The sequence below is a fragment of the Ruegeria sp. AD6 genome, assembly GCF_056542325.1.
Genome location: NZ_JBQFZQ010000004.1, coordinates 178416 through 205256 on the forward strand (window position 1 = coordinate 178416; position 26841 = coordinate 205256).

General features: G+C 59.8%; 22 protein-coding genes. 12 read left to right on the forward strand and 10 right to left on the reverse strand.

What is annotated here, in order from left to right:
* Positions 1-14: 14 nt before the first annotated feature.
* From ACR0KJ_RS11100 to ACR0KJ_RS11140, 9 genes are all read left to right on the forward strand, one after another.
* Positions 15-761, forward strand: coding sequence for a sugar phosphate isomerase/epimerase family protein (locus tag ACR0KJ_RS11100; protein WP_480626689.1), 747 nt, complete (start codon positions 15-17; stop codon positions 759-761).
* Positions 761-1807 (forward strand): LacI family DNA-binding transcriptional regulator, encoded by a 1047-nt coding sequence (locus ACR0KJ_RS11105; protein ID WP_480626690.1) that lies wholly within the window; start codon positions 761-763, stop codon positions 1805-1807. The genes ACR0KJ_RS11100 and ACR0KJ_RS11105 overlap by 1 nt, the downstream gene beginning before the upstream one ends.
* A gap of 22 nt (positions 1808-1829) precedes the next feature.
* Positions 1830-2579, forward strand: a complete 750-nt coding sequence (locus ACR0KJ_RS11110; protein WP_170453804.1) for a basic amino acid ABC transporter substrate-binding protein — start codon at positions 1830-1832, stop codon at positions 2577-2579.
* A 65-nt stretch (positions 2580-2644) separates the two neighbouring features.
* The gene (locus ACR0KJ_RS11115) at positions 2645-4291 is read left to right on the forward strand and encodes an amino acid ABC transporter permease (protein WP_480626691.1); all 1647 of its coding nucleotides are present in this window, start codon (positions 2645-2647) and stop codon (positions 4289-4291) included.
* Positions 4288-6252, forward strand: a complete 1965-nt coding sequence (locus tag ACR0KJ_RS11120; RefSeq protein ID WP_480626692.1) for a beta-galactosidase — start codon at positions 4288-4290, stop codon at positions 6250-6252. The genes ACR0KJ_RS11115 and ACR0KJ_RS11120 overlap by 4 nt, the downstream gene beginning before the upstream one ends.
* A 145-nt stretch (positions 6253-6397) precedes the next feature.
* On the forward strand, positions 6398-7522 hold the full coding sequence (locus tag ACR0KJ_RS11125) for an extracellular solute-binding protein (protein WP_170523054.1): 1125 nt from the start codon (positions 6398-6400) through the stop codon (positions 7520-7522).
* A 114-nt stretch (positions 7523-7636) separates the two neighbouring features.
* Entirely contained in the window at positions 7637-8749 is a 1113-nt protein-coding gene (locus ACR0KJ_RS11130) for an ABC transporter ATP-binding protein (RefSeq protein WP_170453800.1), read from the forward strand.
* Positions 8750-8761: 12 nt separating this feature from the next.
* Entirely contained in the window at positions 8762-9682 is a 921-nt protein-coding gene (locus ACR0KJ_RS11135; RefSeq protein ID WP_170453799.1) for an ABC transporter permease, read from the forward strand.
* Entirely contained in the window at positions 9679-10941 is a 1263-nt protein-coding gene (locus ACR0KJ_RS11140) for an ABC transporter permease subunit (RefSeq protein ID WP_170453798.1), read from the forward strand. The genes ACR0KJ_RS11135 and ACR0KJ_RS11140 overlap by 4 nt, the downstream gene beginning before the upstream one ends.
* Before the next feature lie 38 nt (positions 10942-10979).
* Here ACR0KJ_RS11140 and ACR0KJ_RS11145 read toward each other — a convergent pair whose 3' ends face one another.
* The 10 genes from ACR0KJ_RS11145 to ACR0KJ_RS11190 form a co-directional block, all read right to left on the reverse strand.
* Positions 10980-12896: a beta-galactosidase gene (locus tag ACR0KJ_RS11145; RefSeq protein ID WP_480626693.1), complete on the reverse strand. Its 1917-nt coding sequence runs from the start codon at positions 12894-12896 to the stop codon at positions 10980-10982.
* Positions 12893-13753, reverse strand: a complete 861-nt coding sequence (locus ACR0KJ_RS11150) for an SMP-30/gluconolactonase/LRE family protein (RefSeq protein WP_170522798.1) — start codon at positions 13751-13753, stop codon at positions 12893-12895. The genes ACR0KJ_RS11145 and ACR0KJ_RS11150 overlap by 4 nt, the downstream gene beginning before the upstream one ends.
* Positions 13750-14355: a 2-dehydro-3-deoxy-6-phosphogalactonate aldolase gene (locus ACR0KJ_RS11155; RefSeq protein WP_170522801.1), complete on the reverse strand. Its 606-nt coding sequence runs from the start codon at positions 14353-14355 to the stop codon at positions 13750-13752. Before ACR0KJ_RS11155 ends, ACR0KJ_RS11150 begins: the two co-directional genes overlap by 4 nt.
* Positions 14352-15245, reverse strand: a complete 894-nt coding sequence (locus ACR0KJ_RS11160) for a 2-dehydro-3-deoxygalactonokinase (protein ID WP_480626694.1) — start codon at positions 15243-15245, stop codon at positions 14352-14354. Before ACR0KJ_RS11160 ends, ACR0KJ_RS11155 begins: the two co-directional genes overlap by 4 nt.
* Before the next feature lie 4 nt (positions 15246-15249).
* Complete coding sequence (locus ACR0KJ_RS11165) at positions 15250-16017, reverse strand: SDR family oxidoreductase (RefSeq protein ID WP_170622167.1); 768 nt, start codon at positions 16015-16017, stop codon at positions 15250-15252.
* On the reverse strand, positions 16017-17726 hold the full coding sequence (locus ACR0KJ_RS11170; RefSeq protein WP_480626695.1) for an IlvD/Edd family dehydratase: 1710 nt from the start codon (positions 17724-17726) through the stop codon (positions 16017-16019). Before ACR0KJ_RS11170 ends, ACR0KJ_RS11165 begins: the two co-directional genes overlap by 1 nt.
* 25 nt (positions 17727-17751) lie before the next feature.
* Positions 17752-19092, reverse strand: a complete 1341-nt coding sequence (gene melA / locus ACR0KJ_RS11175) for an alpha-galactosidase (protein WP_480626696.1) — start codon at positions 19090-19092, stop codon at positions 17752-17754.
* A gap of 22 nt (positions 19093-19114) precedes the next feature.
* On the reverse strand, positions 19115-19963 hold the full coding sequence (locus tag ACR0KJ_RS11180) for a carbohydrate ABC transporter permease (protein ID WP_170453790.1): 849 nt from the start codon (positions 19961-19963) through the stop codon (positions 19115-19117).
* Position 19964: 1 nt separating this feature from the next.
* Positions 19965-20891 (reverse strand): carbohydrate ABC transporter permease, encoded by a 927-nt coding sequence (locus ACR0KJ_RS11185; protein ID WP_170736103.1) that lies wholly within the window; start codon positions 20889-20891, stop codon positions 19965-19967.
* A gap of 89 nt (positions 20892-20980) precedes the next feature.
* Positions 20981-22240: an ABC transporter substrate-binding protein gene (locus tag ACR0KJ_RS11190; protein WP_480626697.1), complete on the reverse strand. Its 1260-nt coding sequence runs from the start codon at positions 22238-22240 to the stop codon at positions 20981-20983.
* Positions 22241-22382: 142 nt separating this feature from the next.
* Here ACR0KJ_RS11190 and ACR0KJ_RS11195 point away from each other — a divergent pair, with 142 nt between their 5' ends.
* From ACR0KJ_RS11195 to ACR0KJ_RS11205, 3 genes are all read left to right on the forward strand, one after another.
* Positions 22383-23189: an IclR family transcriptional regulator gene (locus ACR0KJ_RS11195; protein ID WP_170453787.1), complete on the forward strand. Its 807-nt coding sequence runs from the start codon at positions 22383-22385 to the stop codon at positions 23187-23189.
* Positions 23186-24244, forward strand: coding sequence for a sn-glycerol-3-phosphate ABC transporter ATP-binding protein UgpC (locus tag ACR0KJ_RS11200; RefSeq protein ID WP_170453786.1), 1059 nt, complete (start codon positions 23186-23188; stop codon positions 24242-24244). The genes ACR0KJ_RS11195 and ACR0KJ_RS11200 overlap by 4 nt, the downstream gene beginning before the upstream one ends.
* Before the next feature lie 231 nt (positions 24245-24475).
* Positions 24476-26689, forward strand: a complete 2214-nt coding sequence (locus ACR0KJ_RS11205; protein ID WP_480626698.1) for an NADP-dependent isocitrate dehydrogenase — start codon at positions 24476-24478, stop codon at positions 26687-26689.
* Positions 26690-26841 lie beyond the last annotated feature (152 nt).

The following is a 26841-nucleotide window of genomic DNA, read 5'->3' on the forward strand; positions in this document are numbered from 1 at the left end:
TTCAATGGTGGGATATGCGTATTTCCGCGCAACTTTACACAGTCCGGCATTGCGGGGGTCTGGCCGATCAGCTGGACATGGCGGCGACCTGCGGTTTTGCGGATGTCGAAACGACGGGCTTACACGAACTGACGCCGTCCCAGATGGCAGAGATCGTTCAACGCTCGGGCCTGCGGGTGCGGTCTGCCCATTTTGACTGGGAAGAGTTCGAAGACCGGTTTGATGAGGTCTCAGCGGTTCTGAACCTGTTGGATTGCCCGGCGGCGATCATGCCCTGGCTGTCACCAGAGATGCGCCCCAAGTCTCGTGAAGGCTGGTCCAAGGTGGCGCATCAGCTATCCGAGTGGGCCACCCGTTTGGCCGCGCAGGGCGTCAGGCTGGGGTATCACAACCACGATTTCGATCTGCAGGGCGAGGCAGGTGACACCCCGCTGGATTTGATCCTGTCGCAAGGCAACATCTACTGGCAGCCCGATATTGGCTGGGTTGTGGCGGTGGGTCTGGATCCTGTGGACATGGTTCAGCGCCACGCGGGTTCGATCCTGTCCATCCATGCCAAGGATATCGATCCGACCGAGCAAGGCGATGATCGCTGGCGCGATCTGGGGCAGGGCGTTGTTGACTGGGGGCCTTTATTGGCGGCCCTTGCACGCACAGGCTGCGCGGATTTGTTTGTCGAACATGACGAAAGCCCCGACCTCAAGACCACACTGGAAACCGGGCGCAGGTTTCTGGAACAACAGCTGAGGACAGCCGCGTAATGGCGCGGGCGACGATCAAATCGATTGCGCGGCAGACGGGCTATTCGGTCGGAACCGTCTCGAACGCTTTGCGCGATGACGCATCTGTCAGGCGCGAAACGCGCGAGGCGATCCAGAAGGTTGCGCAAGAGCAAGGATACCGGGTCAATCTGGACGGCCTGAAATTGCGTACCAACAAATCCTATCGCATTGCGGTTCTGGTTGGCGTCTCGGCTGATGAGTCTGAGGAGTGGGAAGGCGTTGAATTCACACGCATTCTGTCCGGCATATCGGGCGCCTTGCAGGGCTCACGCTATCAGCTGAGCGTATTCAGCGTCTCGAACTTGAACGGCGCCATGACCACTTTGCGCAATATCGTGCAAGAGGGTCTGGCCGATGGGGTGATCTTTTCGGGTACGCTCAGGAACGATCCGCGCATTGCGTATTTGCAAGCACAGAATTTTCCCTTCGTGACATATGGGATGAGCGATGCCACCCAACCCCACCCCTATGTTGATTTCGACAGTCAGGCGGCAGCATTTGATGCGACCCGGCGACTGATCCGTTTGGGGCACCGCAGGATCGCGCTGGTCAATCCACCGTCCGAGTTGATCTATGCGTCGCAGCGGGAAGAGGGGTATGTGCAGGCCCTCACCGCTGCGCAGATCGGATTTGCCGAAGACCTTGTATTCAACGGGCCGACCACCGCGTTGTCAGGTGAAATGGCTTTCCAGACATTTGCGCGGCTTTCAAACCCACCCACAGCAATCATCTGCGCCAATGAGGCGATGACGCTGGGCGTTTTGTCCTCGGCTGCCAAATCCGGCGTGCAGGTCGGGCGGGATGTGGTGGTAATATCGACCGACGATCTGCAACTCAGCCAGTATTTCGTGCCGCCGCCCAGCACCTACTACCTGCCGATCGGCGAAACCAGCCGTCTGCTGGGCGAGTTCATGCTGAAATCCCTGGACGGGGCCGACCCGTCAGAAATTCAAAAAAAGATCAGGCCCACCTTAATCGAGCGGCAACCTGACACCCCCGCGCCGGAACTGGCGCAATCCAACTGATCCAACAAAGGAGAAACCGAACATGTTCAAACATCTATTTGCCGCAGCGGCCCTTGCCGCGATGACCGCGCCCGCAACTTTTGCCGCTGATCTTGAAGGCCGCGTGCTGAAGATCGGGACGGATGCCACTTATCCGCCGATGGAAACCGTGGATGAAACAACGGGTGAGATCGTGGGCTTCGACGTAGACGTGATGAATGCGATCTGCGCCAAGGTCAATTGCGTGCCCAACTTCGTCAACACCGCCTGGGACGGCATCTTTGCCGCGCTTCAGCAGGGTGAGTTCGATCTGGTGATCTCGGGTGTGTCGATCACCGATGAACGCGAAGAGACCATGGATTTTTCCGAACCCTACATCATCGTCAGCCAGGCCATCCTGCTGCAGGTGGACAATGGCGACATGACGCTGGATGACTTCAAGGCCGGGGGTCAGAAACTGGCCGCGCAGACCGGCACCACCAACGCACAACTGGCCGAAGAACTGGTCGGGCGCGAGAATGTCAGCCTGTATGACAACTTCTCGGCCGCCATTCTGGCGCTGCAAAACGCCGATGTGCAGGGAGTGATCATCGACGGCACCTCGGCTTCGGCTTACGAGCAGGAGTTCGCCGGAGAGCTGACCGTGGGCATCACCGGCCTGCAATCCGACCCGCTGGGCATCGTGTTTCAGGAAGGCGACCCGACCGTGGATGCGATCAACACCGGGCTGGCCGCCATTCAGGAAGACGGCACTTTGGACGAACTGAAAGCGAAATACTGGGGCACCAACTAATCCCATAAGACACGAACAGCCCCGGCGGACCCAATCGCCGGGGCTTTGACTTAGCGGAGAACCCCATGTCGCGCCTCAGCTCGATCCGCCCGAGCAACCTTGTGTTGCTCGCCGCCGCGCCGTTTATCATTTACCTGTTCGCCACGTCGTCGAAATACCTGCGGTCCCTGGTGGCCATTCTGGGGATCGGCAACAATGCAGGGCCGATCTTTGTGGGCTTTCTGCTGGTCCTGACGGCCGCAATCCTTGGATACCTCTGCGCCCGGCACACCCGGTTCCAATCGCAAGCCCCCCTTTGGTTGCGCCTCGCCGCGCTGGCAGCGTTTCCGGTGGCGGTTGGCTTGTCGATACTGGCCCTTGTCGCACCGCAAATGCTGATGCCTTTCGCCGAATCCGTGTTCTTTCATGCCCTCAGCGAAAACACGTCGACCCTGATTGACCGGTCCAACCAAACCTGGGTGCTGTTCCCCGAGGTGGTCGCGCAGGTGCAGACGGGTTTACAGGTTTTGCTGGCAGCTTACGCAGTGATCATTGCGCTGTGTTCGGTCTCGGGCCGTTTGCCCGATCCGATGCGCGGGTATGTGCAGTTGGGGTTTGAAATCCTGACCGGGGCCGCATTGTTCTATCTGATGTTCATGGCCCATTGGCAGTTTGCCACCGGCGTCGCCATCACATTCCGCGCGGCGATCTTTGCCTACATATTTGCGGCCATCCTTGGGCTGATCTGGGTGGGGCTGCAATCGTTCAAGGCCAGGGCGCGTACGACGATGATCTACGGGGCGATCAGCCTGTCGTTGCTGGCCATTTCGACGTTTTTCTTCATGCAGCCAAAGGTGAGCTATACCCTCGTCGGCAGCACCGAGGCGCGGATCGCCATCGTGCGCGGCACGCCGCAAGCGCAGGCCGATATCATCCGGTTTGGCGAATTCGACGGCGGAGGAGATCAACAATACCGCATCCGCAGCGCAACCGATGCGGCCAGCGCGTTGGAGCAGATCGAAACCGTCGACAGCGTCTCGGGTGCGTTTGTGCCGGTCGAGGCGCATACACAAGGCTATCCGGTGTTGTGGCAGACCAGCTTTCTACCGGACAAGTTCCGCAATCCGGCGCTGGCCTTTGCGGTGTTCGGTTTCCTGCTACTGACCCTGACTATTGGTGGCGCGCAACACAAACTGCATCCGCTTGCGGTTGGGGCTGAGTTCTTTGTGGACACGATCCGGGGCATTCCGATGCTGGTGATCATCCTCTATATCGGTCTGCCTCTGGCCGGGGCCGTGAAAGATGCGACCGGCGGCGGTATCGACATGACCAACATGACGCGGGGGATTATCGCCATTTCGGTCGGATATTCCGCTTACATGGCCGAGATTTTCCGGTCCGGGATCGAAGCCATCCCCAAGGGACAGTTGGAGGCAGGCAGCTCTCTGGGCCTGTCCCGTTGGCAAACAGCGCGGCTGATCGTGCTACCGCAGGCGCTGCGGATCGTGACGCCGCCTTTGGGCAACGAATTCATCGCGATGATCAAGGACACCTCGCTGCTGTCGATCCTGTCGGTGCGTGACATGACCCAGCGGATGCGAGAGTTTCAGGCCGCCAGCTTCCTGCCCTTTGCGCCCTTCAATACGGCGGCGATCCTGTATGTCGTGATCACTTTGGGCTGCGCCAGCTTCCTGAAATGGATCGAACGCCGCACCGCGAAGGACACCAGATGAGCCGGTTGGAACTTGGGGTTTGCTACTACCCCGAACAATGGGACCCGTCCCAATGGCGTGACGATGCGGCACGGATGGTCGAAATGGGGCTGGATTGGGTGCGCATTGCCGAATTCACCTGGGGGCTGATCGAGCCAAAACGCGATCAGTTCGAATGGGGCTGGCTGGATGAGGTGATCGGCATTCTGGGCGATGCGGGCCTGCGTGTGATGATGTCGACACCGACAGCCTCGCCGCCAAAATGGCTGATAGATGAGCACCCCGAGATCCTGCCCGTCGGCCCTGACGGCCGCGTGCGTGGGTTCGGGTCGCGCAGGCATTATTGTTTCTCCAGCGATGATTATTTGGAAGAAGCCCGGCGTATCGCGACCGAATACGCGCGGCGGTACGGCCAGAACCCGCATGTTCATGCCTGGCAAATCGACAATGAATACAATGACCACGACACGGTGCTGAGCTATTCGGACGCCGCCCGCGACGGGTTCCGCCGCTGGTTGCGGGACCGTTACGGCTCGATTGAGGCATTGAACGAAAGATGGGGTACGGTGTTCTGGGGGATGCTCTATTCCAGCTTTGACCAGATCGAATTGCCCAACGGGCTGGTTGCGACGCCGAACCCGACCCATGCGCTGGATTTCGCGCGCTATTCTTCGGATCGGGTCCGGATTTTCAACAAGGCGCAGGCGGATATTCTGCGGAAATATGCGCCGGGCCGGGACATCACCCACAACTTCATGGCAGGTAGTTTCGAGTTCGATCACCACGCCGTTGCCAAGGATCTGGATATAGTCGGGTTTGACAGTTACCCGCTAGGCAACCTGTTGGGATCGACCCTGTCAGACAAGGAAAAGCACCGCTACCTTCGTAGCGGCGCGCCGGATTATCAGGGATTTCACTGCGACCTCTATCGCTCGCAAGGGCGGGGGCGGGTGTGGGTGCTGGAACAGCAGCCCGGCCCGGTGGACTGGGCCGAGAAGAACCCCTCGCCTGCGGATGGCATGATCCGGCTTTGGACCTGGGCCGCCTATGCCCATGGCGCGCAGGCCGTGATGTTCTTTCGCTGGCGGCAGGCCCGCTTCGCGCAAGAGCAATATCACACCGCGCTGCTTCGTTCCGATGGCAGCGCGGATCAGGCGGCAATTGAACTGGCGCAGGTGGCGGTCGAGCGCGATACGTTGCCTCCGGTACAGCGGGAAAGGGCGCAGGCGGCGATCCTGCTGGATTATACCTCGGTCTGGGCCGCCGATATTCTGCCCCATGATGACGCCTTTCCAAACGCCCATATCCTGCGGGAATGGTATGCCGGATTGCGCGCGCAGGGGGTTGATCTGGATTTTATAGGGCCAGATGACGACCTGTCCGGGTATCGCCTGATCGTGATTCCTCAGGCCATGATCGTCTCGCCTGCACTGGCGGAAAAGCTTCAGGCCAGCAAGGCCAAACTGCTGATCGGCGCGCGCGCTGGCAGCAAGACCCATGACATGCACACGCCATCAAATCTGGCGCCTGGCGTATTGTCCGATCTGGCGGGTGTCCGGGTTCTGCGGGTGGAATCGCTTCCCGATCTGGTACAGGAATCCGTCCGGATGCCCGATGGATCGGCGTATCCCTTCACGGGCTGGCGCGAGGTCATCGAGACCGGCGATCAGGTACTTGGCTGTTTTTCAAGCGCTTACCGGGATGGAAGCCCGGCGATTGTGCGGTCGGACCGGGCGACTTATCTGGCCATGATCCCGCGCGGCGACCTGTTAATGGCTGTTTTGGTAGACGTTCTGGACTGGGCCGGACTACGGAAAACGGACTGCGGGCCTGATCTGCGGATCACCCGCCGGGGTGATCTGGGCTTTGCCTTTAACTTCGGCCCCGATGAACAGGTTCTTAAATTCGACGATTCACGCCAGTACGTTGTTGGTAGTTCGAGAATCCCGCCCTATGGTATCGCTGTCTGGCACGAGTCGTGACACCCTCACGGAAAACACCGGACGTGGCTGCAAACTGGACTCATGGAAACTGGCAACTGTCACTTTTGGACAAAAAGCTCTGCCGCAACATTCTGGCCTGCAATCACATAACAAAAACAAACGTCCAACTATGGGAGACATCAAAATGGTAGAACGGAAATCCCTTTCCAGACGCACGGTGCTAAAAGGCGCAGGCGCGGCTGCATTGGCCGCACCGCTTTACAGCAAAAGCGCGCTGGCGTCGTCGGGTGAGATCAATATCCTGATGTGGTCGGACTACCTGCCGCCCAGCTTCATTGAGGAATTCGAGACGCTGACCGGCATCAAGGTGAACTACACCGGTATCGGGTCGAACGAAGAAATCATCAACAAGATGAAGGCCACCAAGGGCCAGGGTTTTGACATCGTCTCGCCCACCAACAACCGCTCGCTTCAGTGGGAACCGCTGGAACTGCTGCAACCGTTCGACATGAACAAGGTTCCGGTTGATCTGGTGAACCCGGCAATGGCCAAAATCGGCACCGACGCGTGGAACTTTGGTGACAGCGGCGCACACTGGCTGCCGCATATCTGGGGCACCGAAGGCATCGCCTATCGCACCGACCTGTGGCTGCCGGAAGGCGACGCGCCGTCCTATGGCGACGTCTGGTCGGAAGAGAACGCGGGCAAGACCATGGGCCGTGCACATTCGATGATGCTGGGCGCGGGTCTCTACATGGAACGCTCGGGCGAGATGGAGCCGGGTTCGGTCTGGGCCGCTTATGGTGACGAAGACACCATGCGCAAGGTCTGGGGTCAGATCACCGACTGGTGCGTGGCGCGCAAGGATCGGATCAAGCTGATCTGGAACGACGCGGATACGCAGAAAAACGGCCTACTGAACGAAGGCGTTGTGGTCGGCCAGACCTGGGACGGCCCGCCGCTGGCCCTGAAATCGGCCGGTGAGCCTGTGCACTATCAGGCACCGGTCGAAGGTGCGATGGCTTGGGTCGACGGTATCTCGATGCCAACGGGTGCTGCCAATATCGATCAGGTCTATGCCTTCATCGATTTTGCCTATCAGGCGAAGCCGGCCGGTGTTGCGATTGATAGCCACGGGTACAACTCGCCCGTTCTTGGTGCCGACCAGTATTCGGGCGACACCTACAAGAAGAACTTTGCCGAGGCCTATCCGGGCGACTCGCTGGCCAACCTCAACCCGTGGCCTGCCGAAGCGCCCTGGTATGCGGAAACCCGCACCGAGTTCGTCAACAAGTTCAAAAGCGCCTAAGCGTTTCGAACCCCGGCCCCTTGCATATGCGGGGGGCTGATCCCTGCGCGCCCTTGTGGCGCGACAGGCCTATCAGGGTGCGAAAGTCATGTGCCCCAGACGGAGATATCTAAAATGAGTGCAGGGGTCGGAGTAGATCTGGAAAACCTGTGGATCCGTTTCGGCGATTTCGTCGCTGTGCGCGATGCCAATGTGAACATCAACGGGGGCGATTTCTTTTCGTTTCTTGGCCCCTCGGGCTGTGGCAAGACAACGATCCTGCGCGCGGTTTCGGGGTTTCTTGATCCCAGCGAAGGCAAGGTGCTGATCGGTGGCAATGACATGCGCGGGATCGGACCCAACAAACGCCCGACCGCATTGATCTTCCAGAACCTCGCGTTGTTCCCGCTGATGAAAGTGTGGGAGAACATCACCTTCTCGATGGAGATCAAGGGGGCCAGCGCCGCGCAACGCCGCAAACGCGCGGACGAGTTGCTGGACATGATCGCGCTGCCGGGGCAGGGCGACAAACTGCCCAGCGAGCTTTCGGGCGGTCAGCGTCAGCGCGTCGCCATTGCCCGCGCGCTGTGCGCCGAACCCGACGTGTTGCTGCTGGACGAACCGCTTTCGGCGCTGGACCTGAAACTGCGCCAGCACATGCGCACCGAGCTGCGTGAAATTCAACAGCGTGTCGGCATCACCTTCATCTACATCACCCACGATCAGGGTGAAGCGCTGACCATGTCGGACAATATCGCTGTCATGCGCGCCGGGGTGATCGACCAGATTGCCGATGGCAAAACGATTTACAACGATCCCAACACGGCCTTTGCGGCCTCATTCGTGGGCGAAAACAACGTGTTCCGTGGCAAGATCAAACAGGTGATGGGCAACGAGGCGCTGATCGCGACCAACCGCTCGGGCGATTTGGTGGCGCGGATTTCGTCCGCCAATCAGGGCAAGATGAAAGAGGGCGATGACGCGATGATGTTCATCCGCCCCGAAGCCTTTGCCATTGCCCCGGATGGCGCGACCGGAGATCACTTTGTCACCGCCCGCGTCAATCACGAAGAATTCGAGGGCAACGTCTTCAACATCTTCACCGAAGGCGACGGCGGGAAAGAGATCAAGGTATCTCTGCCAAACCTGGGGCAATCCTTCGAAGATCACACCGGCCAGACCATCACGCTGGAATACGAGGCCCGCAATGCGGTTCTGGTTCCCGCGGGTGAACTGGCGGCAGAGTAAGGGGTTCAACAGATGCCCCGATTTCTGAAAGACTTCTTCAACCGCAATGGCACCGGCATGGGGTTGATGATCCTTGGTCTGGTCCTGTTCTGGACCATCGGCCTGATCATCCTGCCGCAATTGTCGATGCTGGACTTCTCGTTCCGTCCCAACCTGCCGCCGCCTGAAATTGGTGGCCCGAAGGACGTTTACACGCTGGAGAACTACAAATACCTGATCTACGGCCCCGAAGGCGGCAGTCAGGCTTACAACGCAGTCGATCTGCGCGTGTTCTTCCGCACGTTGCTGGCGGCGGTCTGTGTGACGATCTTCAACCTGATCCTGTGCTACCCGATTGCCTATTACCTGGGTCAGTCCAAGGGCAATCATATCCGCATTTTCGCGATCATGCTGATCATCCCCTATTGGATCAACGAGATCCTGCGCGCCTTTGCCCTGCGGATCATCTTCGGTGAGACCGGGGTTCTGAACACCCTGTTCATGGGTCTGGGCATCTGGGATACGCCGTTTGATTTCATCCGCAACGACATCGCGCTCTATGCCGGTCTGGGCTACGCCTACATCCTGCTGATGATCTTCCCGATGTATAACGTGATCGAAAGTCTCGACGGCAATCAGATTGAGGCCGCGCGCGATCTGGGTGCCCCATGGTGGCGCATTCACTGGCGGGTCGTGATCCCTTATGCCAAGCCGGGCATCAGTTCGGGCTGTACCATGGTGTTCATGCTGTCCGCCGGTGCGCTGGCCGCGCCGCAGATTCTGGGCGGGCCGTCCAGCCTGTGGTTCACGCAGCTGATCTATCAGCAGTTCAACGACAACAATGACTGGCCACAAGGGGCCGCCTACGCCATCGTGCTGCTGGTGACCTGTATCCTGTTCGTGCTGGCCGTGATGCGCCTGTTCAAGGTGAATATGGGGGATATCGGGAAATGAACACTTCCTTCCTCCGCATAAGCATCTGGGTCTACCTGACGATCTTCTTCCTGTATCTGCTGGGGCCGCTGGTGATCATGTCGATTACCGCCTTCAACTCGCCCAGCTTCCCAAGGATGAGCCCGTGGGAATGCCTGACCTTCCAGTGGTTCGGAGAGCTGTTTCAGGATCAGCGCATCCTGAACGGCATCAAGAACTCGCTGATCATCGGGGCCGGGACGGTTGTTCTGTCGGTGGCAATGGGTCTGGCCGGGGCGCTGCTGCTCACGCAGATCTGGCCCAAGCTGCGCGCGACCTATTACACGATCATCATCGCGCCGATCCTGATCCCGGGCGTTGTTCTGGGTATCTCGACGCTGGTGTTCTGGGACCGGATCAACCGGATGCTGGGGCTGGGTGCGGACAGCGTGCTGTCGAACGGGATTTTCCTGACGGTGATCGGCCAATCCACCTTTATCGCCAGCTATTGCATGCTGGTTCTGGTGGCGCGTCTGCAACGCTATGACGTGGCCCTGACCGAGGCGGCGCTGGACCTGGGTGCAACCCACGCGCAGGCGTTCCGCAAGATCCTGCTGCCCTTCATGCGCCCGGCGATTGCGTCGGCGGCGGTGCTGGCGTTCCTCGCCTCGTTCGAGAACTACAACACCACCACCTTCACCTTTGGCGAATACCCGACGCTGACTATCGAACTGGCGCAGAAGGTCCGCTATGGCATCACGCCTTCGATCTCGGCGCTGGCCTTTATCATCGTGGTTCTGACGGTGTTCTTTGCCCTGCTGAACGAGGCCAAGCTGAAGCGTCAGGAACTGGTGGCCGCAGCGCGCAAGAACGCCACTGTTGAAGAACTGGCAGGCAAGATCAAGCTGCCCAGCTTCTTCGCGGGCAACATGGCTGCGGTTCTGCTGGTGGTCTTTGCGGTTGCGACGATCACGGTCGTGGGCACGGCTACGGCCTACAACCCCGGTCAGTGCATTGCCGACGTGCGTGAGCAAAAGCAGCTGGAAGCCGAACAGCGCATCCAGGAACTGCGCAAGCAACGCGAGGAGCGCCGCAAACAGCGCGAGGCGGAAGAGGCCGAACAAGGCACAACGCAAACCGCGCCGAAACCGTCGAACAACAGCGGATTCGGAAACGTGTTTGCCCCCAATGCGCTGGGTGGCGGAGAGGCCGAAGACGATGAGTCAGAGACCGAAGAGCAGCCATCAAACAATGGCGGCTTTGGCGGGGCCTTTGACCCCAACAGTCTGCAAAGCGACTAATCGCAGGCTCTGAACAACAGCCTCGGCCCGGACGGAAGCTAGATCCGTTCGGGCCGAGCGCGTTTCAGGATCAGGACATCGCAACCCGCAATGCAATGACCGTCCCATTCAACAGCTTCGGCGTTGTAGTTGATCAGGAAAACCTGCTGGGCCGTTTCACGCTTTCGCAACCCGTCGGGCAGGGGATGCAGGATCAGCCCTGTCTTTTCCGCAGCCATCGCAATCACGCGGTCCCACAGCGCCTCATCCGGGAACCCGGCCAGATACCACAATCCGCCGTCCCCTTTCAGGGCAGGGGTTCCATCCTCAAAGCTCAGCAGGTCGGGGGCGGCACCGGATACCCGGTCGATCCAGTGCTGTGCCGATCCGCCACCTGCCACAGGGCGCTGGATATTCGGTGGCAGCGTCTCGACCAGATCAACCTCGCAGTCCAAACCGTTCAAACCGGGGCGGCCCGTCGTGGGGATTTGGAAATCGCCGGTGATGGCCCCGGCTCGCGGGCCGAGAATGGCCAGATCGCAGGCGTCTGACAGACGCTGTTCCAGGCCCTCATCCACCGTCGCCAACCCCGGTGCAAGGATCATCGCATAGCCGTCGGGAACGGCGTTCGCCGGGACAAAATCCACTGACACCCCGGCCCGCCGCAGCGCGCGATAGGCCGAGAATACCAGCCGAAAATAGTCAAACCCGGCACCCTGAGGCTGCGTTTTCCACGCCCAATCCGAGGCATAGTCGAACAGGATCGCCACGCGGGCCTGTTCCTGCTGAACCGCGCCAAAGGTGGCCAGATCATCGGCTGTCTGGCGCGCCTCAGCCAAAGCTTGGGCAGGGCGATTGCCCGGCGTCAGTAATCCTGCATGCATCTGTTCCTGCGCAAAGGGCGCTTGCCGCCAGCGGAAGTAACTGACCACTTCGGCCCCATGCGCCACGGCCTCAAGCGACCACAGGCGGACCATGCCGGGCAGGGGGGCTGGGTTGTACGGGGCCCAGTTCACCGGGCCGGGTTGCTGTTCCATCACCCACCAGCGACCCCGCCCGACAGCGCGATACAGGTCATGATGGAAGGCCTGCATATCCGGATCGCCCTGTTGCAGGTATTTGGTTTTGTGCTCCGCACTGTCCTCCAGCCGATCCGACAGGAACCCAAGCGGATAGCTGTCCCAGGTGGCGATATCCAGATCCGCCCCCACATCGAAATGGTCGAACTCAAGCACGCGACCCATATAGTTGTGCAGCAGGGGCGCATCGGTCAGATCCCGCAGCACCTCCACCTGCGCCTTGTTGAACGCCACCACCTGATCCGAGCTAAATCGGCGGAAGGCCAGAACATGGGCCGGATTGGGTTCCGTTACGGTCAGGTTGGGCAGGTCGATCTGGTCGAAACTGCTGTATTCCATCGACCAGAACACATTCCCCCACGCTTCGTTCAGCGCTTGGACCGAACCATAGCGATCCGCCAACCAGCGCCGAAACGCGTTCAGGGCAGGGGGGCTGTAGCTGAGTGTCGTGTCGTGACAGCCATATTCATTGTCGATCTGCCAGGCAGCGATATGTGGATTGCGGCCATAGCGTTCGCCCATGATCCGGGTGATCCGCGCGCAGTCCTCAATGTATCCACGATGGCTGAAACAGTAATGCCGCCGCGAGCCGAACTTGCGAACCTGACCCTGAGCATCGACGGCCAACATATCCGGGTGCTTGTCCAGCATCCAGCGCGGGGGCGTGGCTGTTGGCGTACCAAGAACAACCTTCAGGCCCGCCGCGCCCAGCGTATCGATAGCGCGATCCAGCCAGTCGAATTGCAGGTCGCCCGGCGATGGCTCCATCCGGCTCCAGGCGAATTCACCGATCCGCACCCAGCGCAAGCCCGCCTCAATCATACGCGCAGCGTCTTCGGCCCAAACAGCCTCGGGCCAGTGTTCGGGGTAATAACAAACGCCAAGTTCTGGCTTCATAAGAGGACTCTGTGTTCTGCCTGACCCTGACCGGCATTCGGCGCGGTAAAGGTCATTCCGTTGGAAGGTTGGGTTTGGATCGCCTCGGCGCTCAGGCCTTCGCGGGCTGTGGTGCAAAAAAGCGTTGTCAGTTCATCGCCGCCAAAGGCCGGGCATGAGGTATGGGCCGCATCGAAACGCACCGAATGCAGGTATTTTCCCGAGCGGTCATAGGCGGCAACCCGGTGGTCGCCCCATTGCGCGATCCAGATATTGCCCGTCGCGTCGACCACAGCGCCATCCGGGTTCAGCCTGTCGGTCCACAGGTCCAGAAACACCGACGCCTCGCCTTCAGGCCATCCGGTTTCGGCGTTCAAAGGCCAGCGCATGACCTGCCGCGTCTTTGTGTCGGCATAGTAGGCGCATGAACGATCCGGCGCGAAACAGATCGCGTTCGAGATGGTCACATCGGGAACAAGGCGGCGCAACTCGCCCTGCCAAAAGCGGTAAATCGAACCGGCACCCGGCTCGGCCCGCTTGCCCATGGTGCCGATCCAGAACCCACCCCACGGGTCCGCGCGCCCGTCATTCGACCGGGTGATCGGGTTGTCGGCCTCCAGCGCCACCACCAGATCCTTGCGCCCCGTGGTCAGGGAAAACCGCCACAGCCCGGTTTCGGACGCGATCAGCAACGTATCGTGATCCACCCAACCCGCGGCTGAGACATGTTCGGAAAAGTCCCAGCTTTTCTGTTCGCCTGCTTCCTGGGTCATCAGTCGCTTGTTCAGGATATCAAACCAGAAAAGCTGTTGCCGTTCGGGGTGCCACAGCGGGCCTTCGCCCAATTCGCAGGGGCGGTTGTCGAATATGGCGCTCATCCCACGGCCTCGTCATAGGCGGCAACAATCCGGATGGCCCGTTCCGAGATTTCGGCGATGTCCATACCCGGCTTGAACAGGGCCGACCCAATGCCGAACCCGTCTGCGCCTGCGGCGAGCCACTGATCGAAATTCTCGGGCCCTGCACCGCCAACGGCAAAAACCAGTGTCCCTTGCGGTAGAACCGGGCGCAGCGCGGCCAGACCGGATGGTCCGGCGGTGACACCCGGAAACAGCTTCAACCCCGTAGCCCCGGCCTTTAAGGCGGCAAAAGCTTCGGTCGGCGTGTATACACCCGGCCAGCTTTGCAGGTTCAGCGCAATCGTGCGCGCAATCACCTCGGCGTCGAAATTCGGTGACACAATCAGTTTCCCACCGGCCTGTGCGACATCCTCTACCTGTTGAACGGTCAACACCGTCCCCGCACCTATTAACGCCTGCTCTCCGAAGGCAGAGGCCAATCGGGCGATGCTGTCCAGCGGGTCGGGTGAGTTCAGCGGCACCTCGATCCGGTCTATGCCCGCCTCGATGATGACACGGCCAACGGTTTCAGCCTCCGAAGGCTTCAATCCGCGCAGAATGGCGATGATCGGACGGCTCATGCGGTTTCCTTCGTCAGCGTGCGGGCCAGTGCCAGACCGGCCAGAGTGGAGAGCGTGGCATCCGCCGTCTCGACGAATGCGCCCTGTTGCTGCAGGGCTTGCGCATAGATCTTCGAGACCTCGTCCGCGCCGATTATGGCCAGTTGCTGGCCCAGCCAATAAGGCCGGGTCGCCGCCAGTTCGGCCCCGATCAACAGGCCGGACAGACGCGCCCGGGCAATGGCCCTGTCCTGCCCCTGCAACAGGTCCGCCGCGCGCAGACCAAACAAACGGCCCGCCAGATTTTCCGGTTTTGACAAGGTGTCTGCCACAGCCTCGGCAAAGGCCGCTTCATCCCAACCTTCGCCGACCGAATGTTTCAGAACCGATTGCCCGCACAGCAGGTCAAACATCTCACCCGTCATGAAGGTGCGGAAGCTGATCACTTCGCCCGCGCTGATCTGAACCCATTTGGTATGGGTGCCGGGCAGACACAACACGCCGTCCCAGTTCTGGTGCCCGGCCAGAAATCCGGCGATCTGGGTTTCTTCGCCCCGCATCACATCTGGCGGCGCCGCTTGTTTCAGACCCGGCACGATAAAGGCCCGAATACGCGGATCGGTGCCGGGAACACGAACCGGCGCATTTGGTACGGGGGCCGAGGGGACAGCGGCATAAGGCGCTTCGGCCCAGCCTTGCCGCGCGCCAACCATGCCACAGGCGACGACATCGACGGGCGCATCGCCCAGCCAATCTTGCACCAGCGCCAGCAGCGCAGATTGAAACGCGCCCGGCGCTACTCGGGCCATACCGAGATCGCTCTGCGCCTGATCCAGCACCGTATCGCCCTGCATGGCCCAGGCCCGTATGTGAGAGGTTCCCCAATCGACAGCAATCCATTCGGTCTTCATCGCGTCACCCCGATACCACTACGCCGCCGTCAACGGCCATGCACTGCCCGGTCATGGCGCGGCTGGCCTGAGACGCCAGAAACAGCGTCGGCGCGATCATGTCCTCGGGCGTCAGGTGTTCTTTCAGGCATTGGCGATCCATATGGGCGGCCAGATCTTCGGGCGTGGCCCACATATCCAGTTGTTTCTGCGTCAGCACCCAGCCCGGGGCCAAGGCGTTCACGCGGATGTTCTGCGGCCCCAATTCGCGCGCCAGCGAGCGGGTCATGCCTGTGATTCCAGCATTCGAGGTCGTGTAGATCGGATAGCCCGCATTGCCCATCATGTAACTGATCGAGCTGAAATTGACGATGGCACCGCCCTTATCCTGCATTTGTCGCGCGGCTTCCTGACAGGCGAAGTAATAGGCCTTGAGGTTGACCTCGATCATCCAGTCCCAGAACTCGGTGGTGGTTTCTTCCAGCGCGTGGCGTTTGTCATTGGCCGCGTTGTTGATCAGCACATTCAGGGGTCCATGCGCCTCGGCGGCTTTTTGCATGGTGGTGTGCAGCAATTCGGTGTCGGTCATGTCGCCCTGCATGAACAGCGGGGCGCGACCGTGTTTGTCGCGCATCTCTTCGACAAAAGCGCTGGCGTCCGAGCGGCCGATAAAGGCAACGTTTGCCCCTTGCGCCAGGAACCCATCCGTTAGGGCTGCACCGACGCCCGAGCCGCCGCCGGTGATATAGACAGACGCCCCGTTCAGGTCATGGAATGTGGCGGATTGGGTCATCAATGGCTCTCTCTGGTCACAAGGCGGGTATCTTTGCCGACAAGGAAATCAAGATCTGCGCCCTGATCGGCTTGCAGCACGTGGTCGATATAGAGTTTCGCATAGCCGCGCGTGTAGTGCGGGTCGTCCGGTTGCCATGCCGCGCGGCGGGCGTCCAGTTCCTTTTCATCGACCAGAAGTTCCAACTCACCCTTACTGGCCGAAACGCGGATGCGGTCGCCGGTTTTGACCAACGCCAGAGTACCGCCCGCCTGCGCCTCGGGGCTGACATGCAGGATGACGGTGCCATAGGCGGTCCCCGACATGCGCGCGTCGGAAATGCGGATCATGTCGCGCACGCCTTCTTTCACCAGCTTGGCCGGGATCGGCATATTGCCGACTTCGGGCATGCCCGGATAACCCTTGGGGCCGCAGCCTTTGAGCACCAGAATGGTCTCAGGAGTCACCGGCAGGTCATCGCGGTCGATATTGGCTTTGAGGTCTTCGATATTCTCAAAAACGTAAGCCTCAGCTTCGGTTTCCAGCAAAGCGTCTGTGGCCGCCGAAGGTTTCACGATGGCCCCATTCGGTGCCAGATTGCCCCGCAGCACGCGTAGGCCAGCAGCGGGTTTCACCGGGTCGTTGAAAGGGCGGATCACGTCTGAGTTGAAGCATTCAGCACCTTCGTAATGGGCCGAGATGTCCTTGTTCAAAACCGTTTTTGCCGGGCGCAGGAAGGGCTTGAGTTCGTTCAGAACCACCGGGACGCCGCCTGCATAGCAGAAGTCTTCCATCAGATATTTGCCCGAAGGCATGCAGTTCACCAGCAGGGGGATTTCTGACCCGATTTCAAAGTCTTTCAACGTCAGATCGACGCCGACACGACCCGCCAACGCGAGCAGGTGAACCACCGCGTTGGTCGAACCTCCCACGGCGGCGTTGGCGAGGATGGCGTTTTCAAACGCCTCTTTGCTCAGAATGTCGGATGGTTTGAGGTCCTCGTCCACCATCTCGACAATCCGCTTGCCGGTCAGATGCGCCAGCGCCATGCGGCGGGCGTCAACTGCGGGCAGGGCGGCGTTGGTGGGCAGGGACATGCCCATCGCCTCGACCAGCGACGCCATAGTCGAAGCCGTGCCCATGGTCATGCAAACCCCGGCGCTGCGCGACATGCCGGATTCGGCGTTCATGAAGTCCTGCAGCGTCATCTCTCCGGCGCGCACGGCCTCGGAGAATTTCCACACATCGGTGCCCGAGCCGATATCCTGACCGCGATATTTGCCGTTCAGCATCGGGCCGGAACTGACCACGATCGAGGGCAGATCGACCGAGGCCGCGCCCATCAACTGACCCGGCGTGGTCTTGTCGCAGCCGCCCAGCAGGACAACGCCGTCGATGCCATAGGCGCGGATCGATTCCTCAACATCCATCGCCAGCAGGTTGCGGAACAGCATGGCGGTGGGTTTCATTTGCGTCTCGCCCAGCGACATGACGGGGAATTCCACCGGGAAGCCTCCGGCCTCCCACACGCCGCGCTTCACGCCTTCGGCCAAATCGCGCAGGCCGGAATTGCAGGGGGTCAGTTCGGACCAGGTGTTGCAGATGCCGATGATCGGTCGCCCGTCGAAGGCGTGATCGGGGAAGCCCTGGTTCTTCATCCAGGACCTGTGGATGAACCCGTCCTTGTCGAGCTTTCCGTACCAATGCGCTGAGCGGCGTTTCTTTGTCATTCTTGTCAGCCTTCTACTCTTGGGGTCAGGCGGCCTTGGCGGGTTTGCACCAGTCCGGCAACCAGTCGGTATGCGCAATCAGCAGATCGTCGACTAAGTTTCGGATCTGGCGCAGGTCCAACTCGGCAGCGGTGTGGGGGTCCATCATGGCAGCATGATAGATATATTCCGGGTTCTGATCGATCAGAGCGCGCACCGTTAGTTCCTGCACGTTGATCTGCGTCCGCATCAGCGCGATCAGTTGGGGTGGGATATCGGTCACGACCGAAGGCTGCACACCGTTGCTGTCCACCAGACAGGGGGTCTCGACCGCAGCGCCAAGGGGCAGTTGCGGGATTTGACCGGTGTTGGGCAGGTTGCCATAGGCCACATAGGGCGTATCGGTGACGATAGCGTTCATCAGATCGGCGGCGAATTCATGGCTGCGGGTGACAGTGATATCACGGCCATCGGTCAGCGTCTTGGCCTGCTCTTTCCAGTTGGCGACCTGTTCAATGCAGCGGGTGGGGTATTCGTCCAGCGGGATCGAGAATTGCTCGATCAGGTCCGCGCGCCCGTCCTTGATGAACCACGGAACGTATTCGGCCAGATGTTCCGAGCTTTCGGTGCAGAAAAAACCAAGATGGTCCATAACTTCATAACGCACCTTGTTGGGACAACGCGGCATCAGCAATGGCGGTTTGGGCAGGCGACCGCTGGCATAGCCTTGCCGCAGCGCGGGGTATAGGTCGCGGCCTTGATGTTCCAGTTTCAGGAAGAAAGCGACGTGGTTGACGCCCGCAACCTTGTAGCGGAATTCGTCCTTGGGAAGGTCCAGGTCATGGGCCAGTTCCTCGACCGTGTTCTGGACCGAGTGGCAGAGGCCCACCTGTTTCAGCACCGGGAATTGTTCCGCCAGCGCCCATGTGTTGATCGCCATCGGGTTGACGTATTGCAGCAGCGTCGCGTTGGGGCAAAGCTGCATCATATCGCGCGCCACGTCCCACAGAACCGGAACCGTGCGGAGCCCGCGCATGATGCCACCGACTCCCAGCGTGTCGGCAATGGTCTGGCGCAGGCCGTATTGTTTGGGAATCTCGAAATCGGTGACCGTGCAGGGCTCATACCCGCCGATCTGGAAGGCGGTGATGACAAAGTCGGCCCCATCCAGCGCGGCGCGGCGATCAATATGCGTTGAAATAGTCGCACCCGTACCGACCAAGCGGATCATCGCGCGGGCCACCGCTTCGCTTTCTGCCAGACGTTCGGGATTGATATCCATCAGCGCAAAGTGGCTGTCGGCCAGCGCAGGGGTCAGCAGCGCGTCGCCCACGATGTTCTGCATGAAGATCGTTGAGCCCGCTCCGACAAAGGCGATTTTGGTCATTTTGCAAACCTTTGGTTTGACGTTATTTTACGGCACCGAGGGTCAGGCCCGCGATGAAGTGTTTCTGCATCAGGAAGAACATGGCCACCGGCGGCAGAGCCGCGACGATGGAACCGGCACTCATCAATTGATAGGCGGCGCGGAATTGCGCGTTGAAACTGGTGATACCTGCGGTGACAGGCTGGCTTTCGGCACCCTGGGTCAGGACCACGGCCCAAAAATAGTCGTTCCAGATAAAGGTGAAAATTAGCACGCTGAGCGCCGCGATCGCGGGCTTCATCAGTGGCAGAACCACGTACCAGAAGATGCGCCATTCGCTGATACCCTCGACCCGCGCAGCCTCGATCAGTTCAAAAGGCAGGGCGCGGATGAAATTGCGCATGAACAGGGTACAGAATCCGGTCTGGAAGGCGATGTGGAACAAGACCAGCCCGGTTTTGGTGTTGTAGAGACCTAATTCCAGCGTCAGGTCGCGTACTGGAACCATCAGAATCTGGAACGGCACGAAATTGCCCGCGACAAACATGAAGAAGATCCAGAGGTTCGATTTGAACTTGTATATCCCCAGCGCGAACCCGGTCATGCAGCTAAGCGCGACACATCCGATCACCGTTGGGATGGTGATCAGGAAAGAGTTCATCAGATAGCGCGGCATGTCCGAGTTGAAGAAGACCTGGCCGTAGTTGAACGCGCCTTCAAAGCTCGACGGCATGCCCCAATAGTTCGCATTGGTAAAATCCGCAGCGGGTTTGACCGAGAACAAGGCGACCGCCAGCAGAGGGCCAAGCCACAACAGAAGGGCGACGGGCAACATGGCCTGATAGGTGATCTGCGCCGCGCGGGGTTGTTTTTCGATGGGTTTGGGAAACATCTCAGTGCCCCTTTTCTTCGCGATACATCGACCACAGGAAGTAGGCGATGAAGCAGAGCATGATCAGGAACAGGATCACCGCGATGGCAGCGCCGTATCCCATGCGGAAGCCGTATTCGGACAGGGCGACCTCGAACATATAATAGGCCAACACGCGGGACGACCCGAACGGCCCCCCTTGGGTCATGATCGAAATCAGGTCGAACGACCGCAGCGCTCCGATGATGGTGACAACGAAGGCGATAAAGGTGGCCGGGCGCAGTTGCGGCAGGATGATGTGCCACAGCATACGCCCGCCTTTTGCACCGTCCAGACGTCCGGCCTCGATCTGTTCGGGGTCCACGGCGTTCAGCCCGGTCAGGTACAGGATCATGCAATATGCGGTTTGCGGCCAAAGGCCAGCGAAGATGATGCCGTAGGTGACAAACCTCTCATCGCCCAGCACGTTGAGCGGGCCCATGCCAAAGAAGCCAAGGAACTCGTTCAGCAGGCCAAAGGTCGGGTCGTAGAACCATGTGAAAACGAGGCCGACAACGACCTGAGAAATCACGAAGGGAAAGAAGAACAGCGACTTATACAGGCGGATGCCCCAGACCGTCTGGTTCAGGAACAGCGCAATGAACAGGCCCGCCGGGATGGCCAGCAAGTAAAGGAGCAGCCAGATCAGGTTGTTTTTCAGCGAGATATAGAACGCATCCCGATCAACCCATTCCCAGTAAAGGTCCTCGTAGTTGCGGAAGCCCACATATTCCGCAGCCCCCAGCCCGTCCCATTCATAAAGCGACAGGTTGAAGGACTGGAAAACCGGGATGATCACATAGACCATAAAGAACAGCAGACCCGGGGCCAGAAACAGCCAGGGCGCGATGCGCTGTTGGTTGCGGTGGAACCAGCTTTCCTGTTCTGGGGCGTCTGCGGCAATGGTCATGGCGGCATTCCGGCTGAGGGGTGGCGGGCTGAAGCCCGCCTTACATTTGCAGTTTGGTGTAGGCCGGGCTTCAGCCCGGCCCTGTCCGTTTAGTTGTCGTAGATGCGCTGACGTGCGCGCTCCAGCTTGGCCAGGATACGATCAGCATTGTCCGGCTTGACCATGAATTCCTGGAAGCCTTCCATCGACACCTTTGCCATTTCGGCAGGCGCGTCACGATCCCAGAACTGGGCAACGCCGCCCGGACTGTTCGACGACAGCATGGTAAAGCCCTGCTGCAGGAACTTGTCGTCATCCACCGAGGATTGGGCGTTCACGGGAAGCTGACCAAGGTTCGCACCGTTGTTGATCTCGGTCTGTTCATCCGCCGAAACCACAAAGCGCAGGAATTCACGCGCGGCTTCCTTGTTCGACGCATTGGCCGGGATGTGGAACGTGTCGGTTGGCGCATCTTCGGCCAGTTCGACATCGGGGTTGATGGCAACAAACTGGTAGAAGTCCAGTTGATCGTCGGTCAGACCTGCCTCGCGCAGCGGAGCCACGGCGAAGTTACCCATCAGATAAGCGGCGGCTTCGCCATTGACCATGAAGGGCAGGGCCTCTTGCCAGCTATAGGTCTGGTGGTTGTCGATGAACGCGCCCATATCGATCAGCTGCTTCCAGTTGGCAAAGGTCTGCTTGACCCGGTCGTCCTCCCAGCTGATTTCGCCGTTGGCGAGCTGGTTGTGGAAGTCGAAGCCGTTGGTGCGCATGTTCAGGTAGTCGAACCAGCCACCGGCGGTCCACAAAAACTTGGTGCCGATGGTATAGCAGGCACGACCAGAATCGACGATCTTCTGGCAGTTGGCCAGTTCTTCTTCCCAGGTGGTCGGCTCGCTCAGGCCCAGTTCATCAAAGATGTCTTTGCGATAGTAAACGCCCCACTGGTAGTAGGTATAGGGCACGCCCCACTGCTTGCCGTCGATGGTCATCGCGCCCTTGGTCGAGGCCAGATTGTCAGCAATCTCAGGCTCGGCCCACAGGTCGGAAACATCTTCGAACAGACCTGCCTCGACGTAAGGCTTCATCCGGTTGGCCGCGTACCAGGTGGCCACATCAGGCGTATCCGCCGTCAGGAAGTTGCGGATCTGGGTCTTGTAAGCCTCGCGGTCGATCACGGTGGTCTCGATCTCCAGCCCCGGGTGCTGCTCTCCGAACCGCTCGATCATCGCTTCCATCGTCGCGCGCGGCGCCGGGTTCGATGTATCGAGGAAGATTCGCAGTTCACCGGTCAACTCGGCCGCAACAGGCGCGGCAAGTGCCACACTGGCCGCCAAAGCAGCCGCAGTGCGCTTGAACATGGAATGCATGGTTTCCTCCCTTAAGCTTCCATTTTGTAGTTCCAAATATTGAAACCTAGTTTTATATATTGAAAACTACACATCGACTCGGCTAGTCTTGTCAAGACCCTGATGAGGATGGCGGCGGTCAAACGGAGGAGAACAGGCACCCGTGGCTGGTGACGGAACAATAGGCAAAGCATGTGATGTGCTGGATCAGGTGGCATCGTTCGGGCGCCCCGTGCGGTTTGCGGAATTGCTGGACCGCAGCACCTTTCCCAAGGCGACATTGTATCGGTTTCTGCAAACCCTGACCAATCAGGGCATGCTGTCTTATGAGCCCGAACGTCAGACGTATACACCCGGTTTGCGACTGGTGCGGTTGGCACATGCGGCCTGGACCCAAAGCTCTCTGGCCCCGATTGCGCGGCCGTTTCTGGATGCGCTCAGCCAGGAAACGGGCGAGACGGTGCATCTGGCGCAGCTTGATTCCAGTCAGGTCCTGTATGTCGACAAGCGCAACGCGGCGCAGCCGGTCGAGATGTATTCGCAAGCCGGCAAGGTCGGCCCGGCCTATTGCACGGGCGTCGGCAAGGCGATGATGGCCTTTCTGGATGAAGACGCTTTGAACAAGGCGGTGTCGCAGCAAAGCTACCACCGTTTCACGGACAAAACGCTTGCGTCCGAGCAGGCGCTGCGGGCCGATCTAGACCTGATCCGCCAGCGCGGTTTCGCCGTGGATGACGAAGAACACGAGCCCGGCATTATCTGTATCGCTTGCCCGATTCTGACCTCGGGCGGGCGAATGCTGGGTGCGATTTCCGTGACCGGTTCAACAGATCGAATGAATTTTGAGCAATTGGAAGCCTGGGTTCCCCGGGTTCGGCGCGTGGCCGAACAGATCGGGGCCGAGGCGCAGGCGTGGCGGTTCCCCGAAACCCGCCGGGATGCCTATAGCGATAGGATGCAAGGGACATGACAGGTGTAACTCTGAACCAGGCGATCAAACGGTATGGCCAGACTCAGGTCATTCACGGCATTGATCTGCAGATCGAAGATGGCGAATTCTGCGTGTTCGTCGGCCCCTCGGGCTGTGGCAAGTCCACGCTGCTGCGGATGATCGCGGGGCTTGAAGAGACGTCCGAAGGTCAAATCCATATCGGCGCGCGCGAAGTGACCCATATGGACCCAGCCAAGCGCGGCGTGGCAATGGTGTTTCAGACCTACGCGCTTTATCCGCATATGACCGTGGCCGAGAATATGGGCTTTGGGCTGCGCATGAACGGCGTGGCCAAGGGTGAGATCGACAAGAAGGTTCAGGAAGCCTCGAACATCCTGAAGCTGGATCAATACCTGAAACGCAAACCCAAGGCCCTGTCCGGCGGTCAGCGTCAGCGCGTTGCCATCGGTCGTGCGATCGTGCGCGGCCCCGAGGTGTTTCTGTTTGACGAACCGCTGTCGAACCTCGACGCCGAACTGCGGGTCGAAATGCGGGTCGAAATCGCCCGTCTACATCAGGAAATCGGCGCGACGATGATCTACGTAACCCACGATCAGGTCGAGGCGATGACAATGGCGGACAAGATCGTCGTGCTGCGCGATGGCCGGATTGAGCAGGTGGGTGCCCCCATGGACCTGTACCGCGATCCTGATAACCGCTTTGTTGCCGGTTTCATTGGCTCGCCCGCAATGAACTTCCTGGACTGCGACTATGCCGACGGCCATGTCACGCACCCCGCACTTAGCCAGCCCTTGCCGGTTTCAGCCTCGGTTCCTGCTGGTCTGTCGAAGGTAACCTTGGGCATGCGCCCCGAACACATCCAGATCGACCGCTCTGCCGAAACCTGCACGGTTGATCTGACCGAAGCGCTGGGTGGGGTGTCATATTCCTATCTGCTGACACCCAATGGCGACAAACTGATCGTCGAGGAACGCGACGACCAACGCAGCACAACGGGCGAGCGCATCGGCATCTCGGTCCAGCCCGAGCGTGCGATGGTGTTTGATCCCGAGACAGGTCAGCGGTTTCGCTAAGCGGCGGGCCCGTCGCTTGCATCCGACATCCTTCGCGACCTGATCCTGCCACCCGTGGCAAAACGCGCGCCCTTGGGTGATTGATTCCAATCCAAACCTCATTTATGGGAGGCCCTGTCAAAACAGAGTCACCCAGGGGCGATAGCATTGGTCTGCCCCTACCGCGCCACGCTGATGTGGCCCCAACTCTTGGATCGCACGCCCCGAAAGGCTTAAAAAAGGTAAAAGAATATGGCAGATAAATCGAACTTCGACATATTGTATACCATTGTAGACGAAGCGCCCGAACTGGCCAGCGCGTCGTTTCTGCCCATCATTCGCAAGTTCGCCTCGGCGGCGGGTGTCAGTGTTGGCACTAAGGATATTTCGCTGGCAGGCCGTATTCTGGCAACCTTCCCGGAAGACCTGACAGACGCGCAGCGCATCACCGATGATTTGGCCGCTCTGGGTGAGTTGGTGAAGACACCGGATGCGAACGTGATCAAGCTGCCGAACATCTCGGCATCGGTACCCCAGCTTGTGGCGGCCATCGAGGAACTGCAATCGCAGGGCTATGACATTCCGAACTACCCCGAAGAACCCTCGACCGACGAGGAAAAGGCGATCCGCGCGCGCTATGACGCGATCAAAGGCTCGGCCGTAAACCCGGTTCTGCGCGAAGGCAACAGCGACCGCCGCGCGGCGCGGGCGGTGAAGAACTATGCCCAGAAGAACCCGCATTCGATGGGTGAGTGGTCCTCGGACAGCAAAACCAAAGTGTCGTCCATGCCGGGTAACGATTTCTACGCAAACGAGAAATCGGCGACCATTACTGCGGCACAAGCCGGTGATGCGAAGATCGAATTTGTCGGCAAGGATGGCAGCGTGACCGTTCTGAAAGACGGCTGGCCGCTTGCGACGGGCACCGTTGCCGACGCGACGTTCATGTCGGTCAAGGCGCTGTCTGCGTTCCTGGCAGACGCGATCGAGGACACCAAGACAGACGGCACCATGTTCTCGCTACATATGAAGGCCACGATGATGAAGGTCAGCGACCCGATCATCTTTGGTTATGCGGTCAAGGCGTGGCTGGCCCCGGTGTTCGAAAAATTCGGTGCCGAGCTGGACGCACTGGGCGTGAACCCCAACTCGGGTCTGGGCGACCTGTTGGAGCGTGTTCAAGGCAATGCCGACATCATGGCCGCCATTGACGCGATCAAGGGCGACCGCCCGTCCATGTATATGGTCGACAGCGACAAAGGCATCACAAACCTGCACGTTCCGTCGGACGTGATCATCGACGCCTCGATGCCCGCCGTGATCCGCGCAGGCGGCAAGGGCTGGGACGAGACCGGTGCCAAGGGCGACACCAATTGCGTGATCCCCGACCGCTGCTATGCGTCGGTTTACGATGAATCCATCAAGTTCTTCAAAACCAACGGCGCGCTGAACCCGGCCACTGCCGGTGCGGTCGCAAACGTCGGCCTGATGGCACAGAAGGCCGAGGAATATGGCTCGCACCCGACCACATTCCAGGCCCCTGCTGATGGCACCATCCGCATCGTTCTGGCCAATGGCGAGACGCTGCATTCGCATGAGGTCGAACAAGGCGACATCTGGCGGTCCTGCACCGTCAAGAAGGCCCCCATCGAGAACTGGATTCAACTGGCGATGGATCGTCAGCGCCTGACGGGGTCCGAGGCGATCTTTTGGCTGGACGCAAACCGTGCCCATGACGCCGAGCTGATCAAATACGTGACGCCCGTTCTGGAAGCTGCAGGCGTAGCGGACAAGTTCCAGATCATGGCCCCGCGCGAGGCGACCCGCCAGTCGTTGGAAACCATCACGGCAGGCAATGACTCGATTGCCATCACCGGCAACGTGCTGCGCGACTACCTGACCGACCTGTTCCCGATCCTGGAACTGGGCACCTCGGCCAAGATGCTGTCCATCGTCAAGCTGATGAATGGCGGCGGTCTGTTCGAAACCGGCGCGGGGGGTTCGGCCCCGAAACACGTGCAGCAGTTGGTTGAGGAAAACCACCTGCGCTGGGACTCGATGGGTGAATTCTGCGCGCTGGGTGAATCCCTGAACTTCCTGGCCGACAACAAGGGCAACGCCAAGGCGGGTGTTCTGGGTGCCGCAGCCGAGGCCGCGACGCAGGGCATTCTGGACAACAACCGCTCGCCCAGCCGCAAGGTCGGCCAGCCGGATAACCGCGACAGCCACTATTGGTTCGCGCGCTACTGGGCCGAAGCACTGGCCGCGCAGTCAGATGATGCGGAACTGGCGGCAGAGTTCGCACCCGTCGCGGCAGACCTGGCAGCGAAGGAAGAGCAAATCCTTAGCGAATTGGCCAGCGCGCAAGGTGCAGCGGCTGACCTGGGCGGTTACTACCTTACCGATCCGACAAAAACCGCTGCGGTGATGCGCCCCAGCGCAACACTCAACGCGATCATAGGCTAAACCAAAGCCGACCGGATAACCGTGCTTCGGCCCGGTCACTGATCGAGCAAAACCAAAAAGGGCGGGCCTTTATCGGCCTGCCCTTTGTTTTTCGTTTCCAAATTAATTAAGGTTTAAGGAAAAAGCACAACTCAAGGTTCAGTTTGGCAACA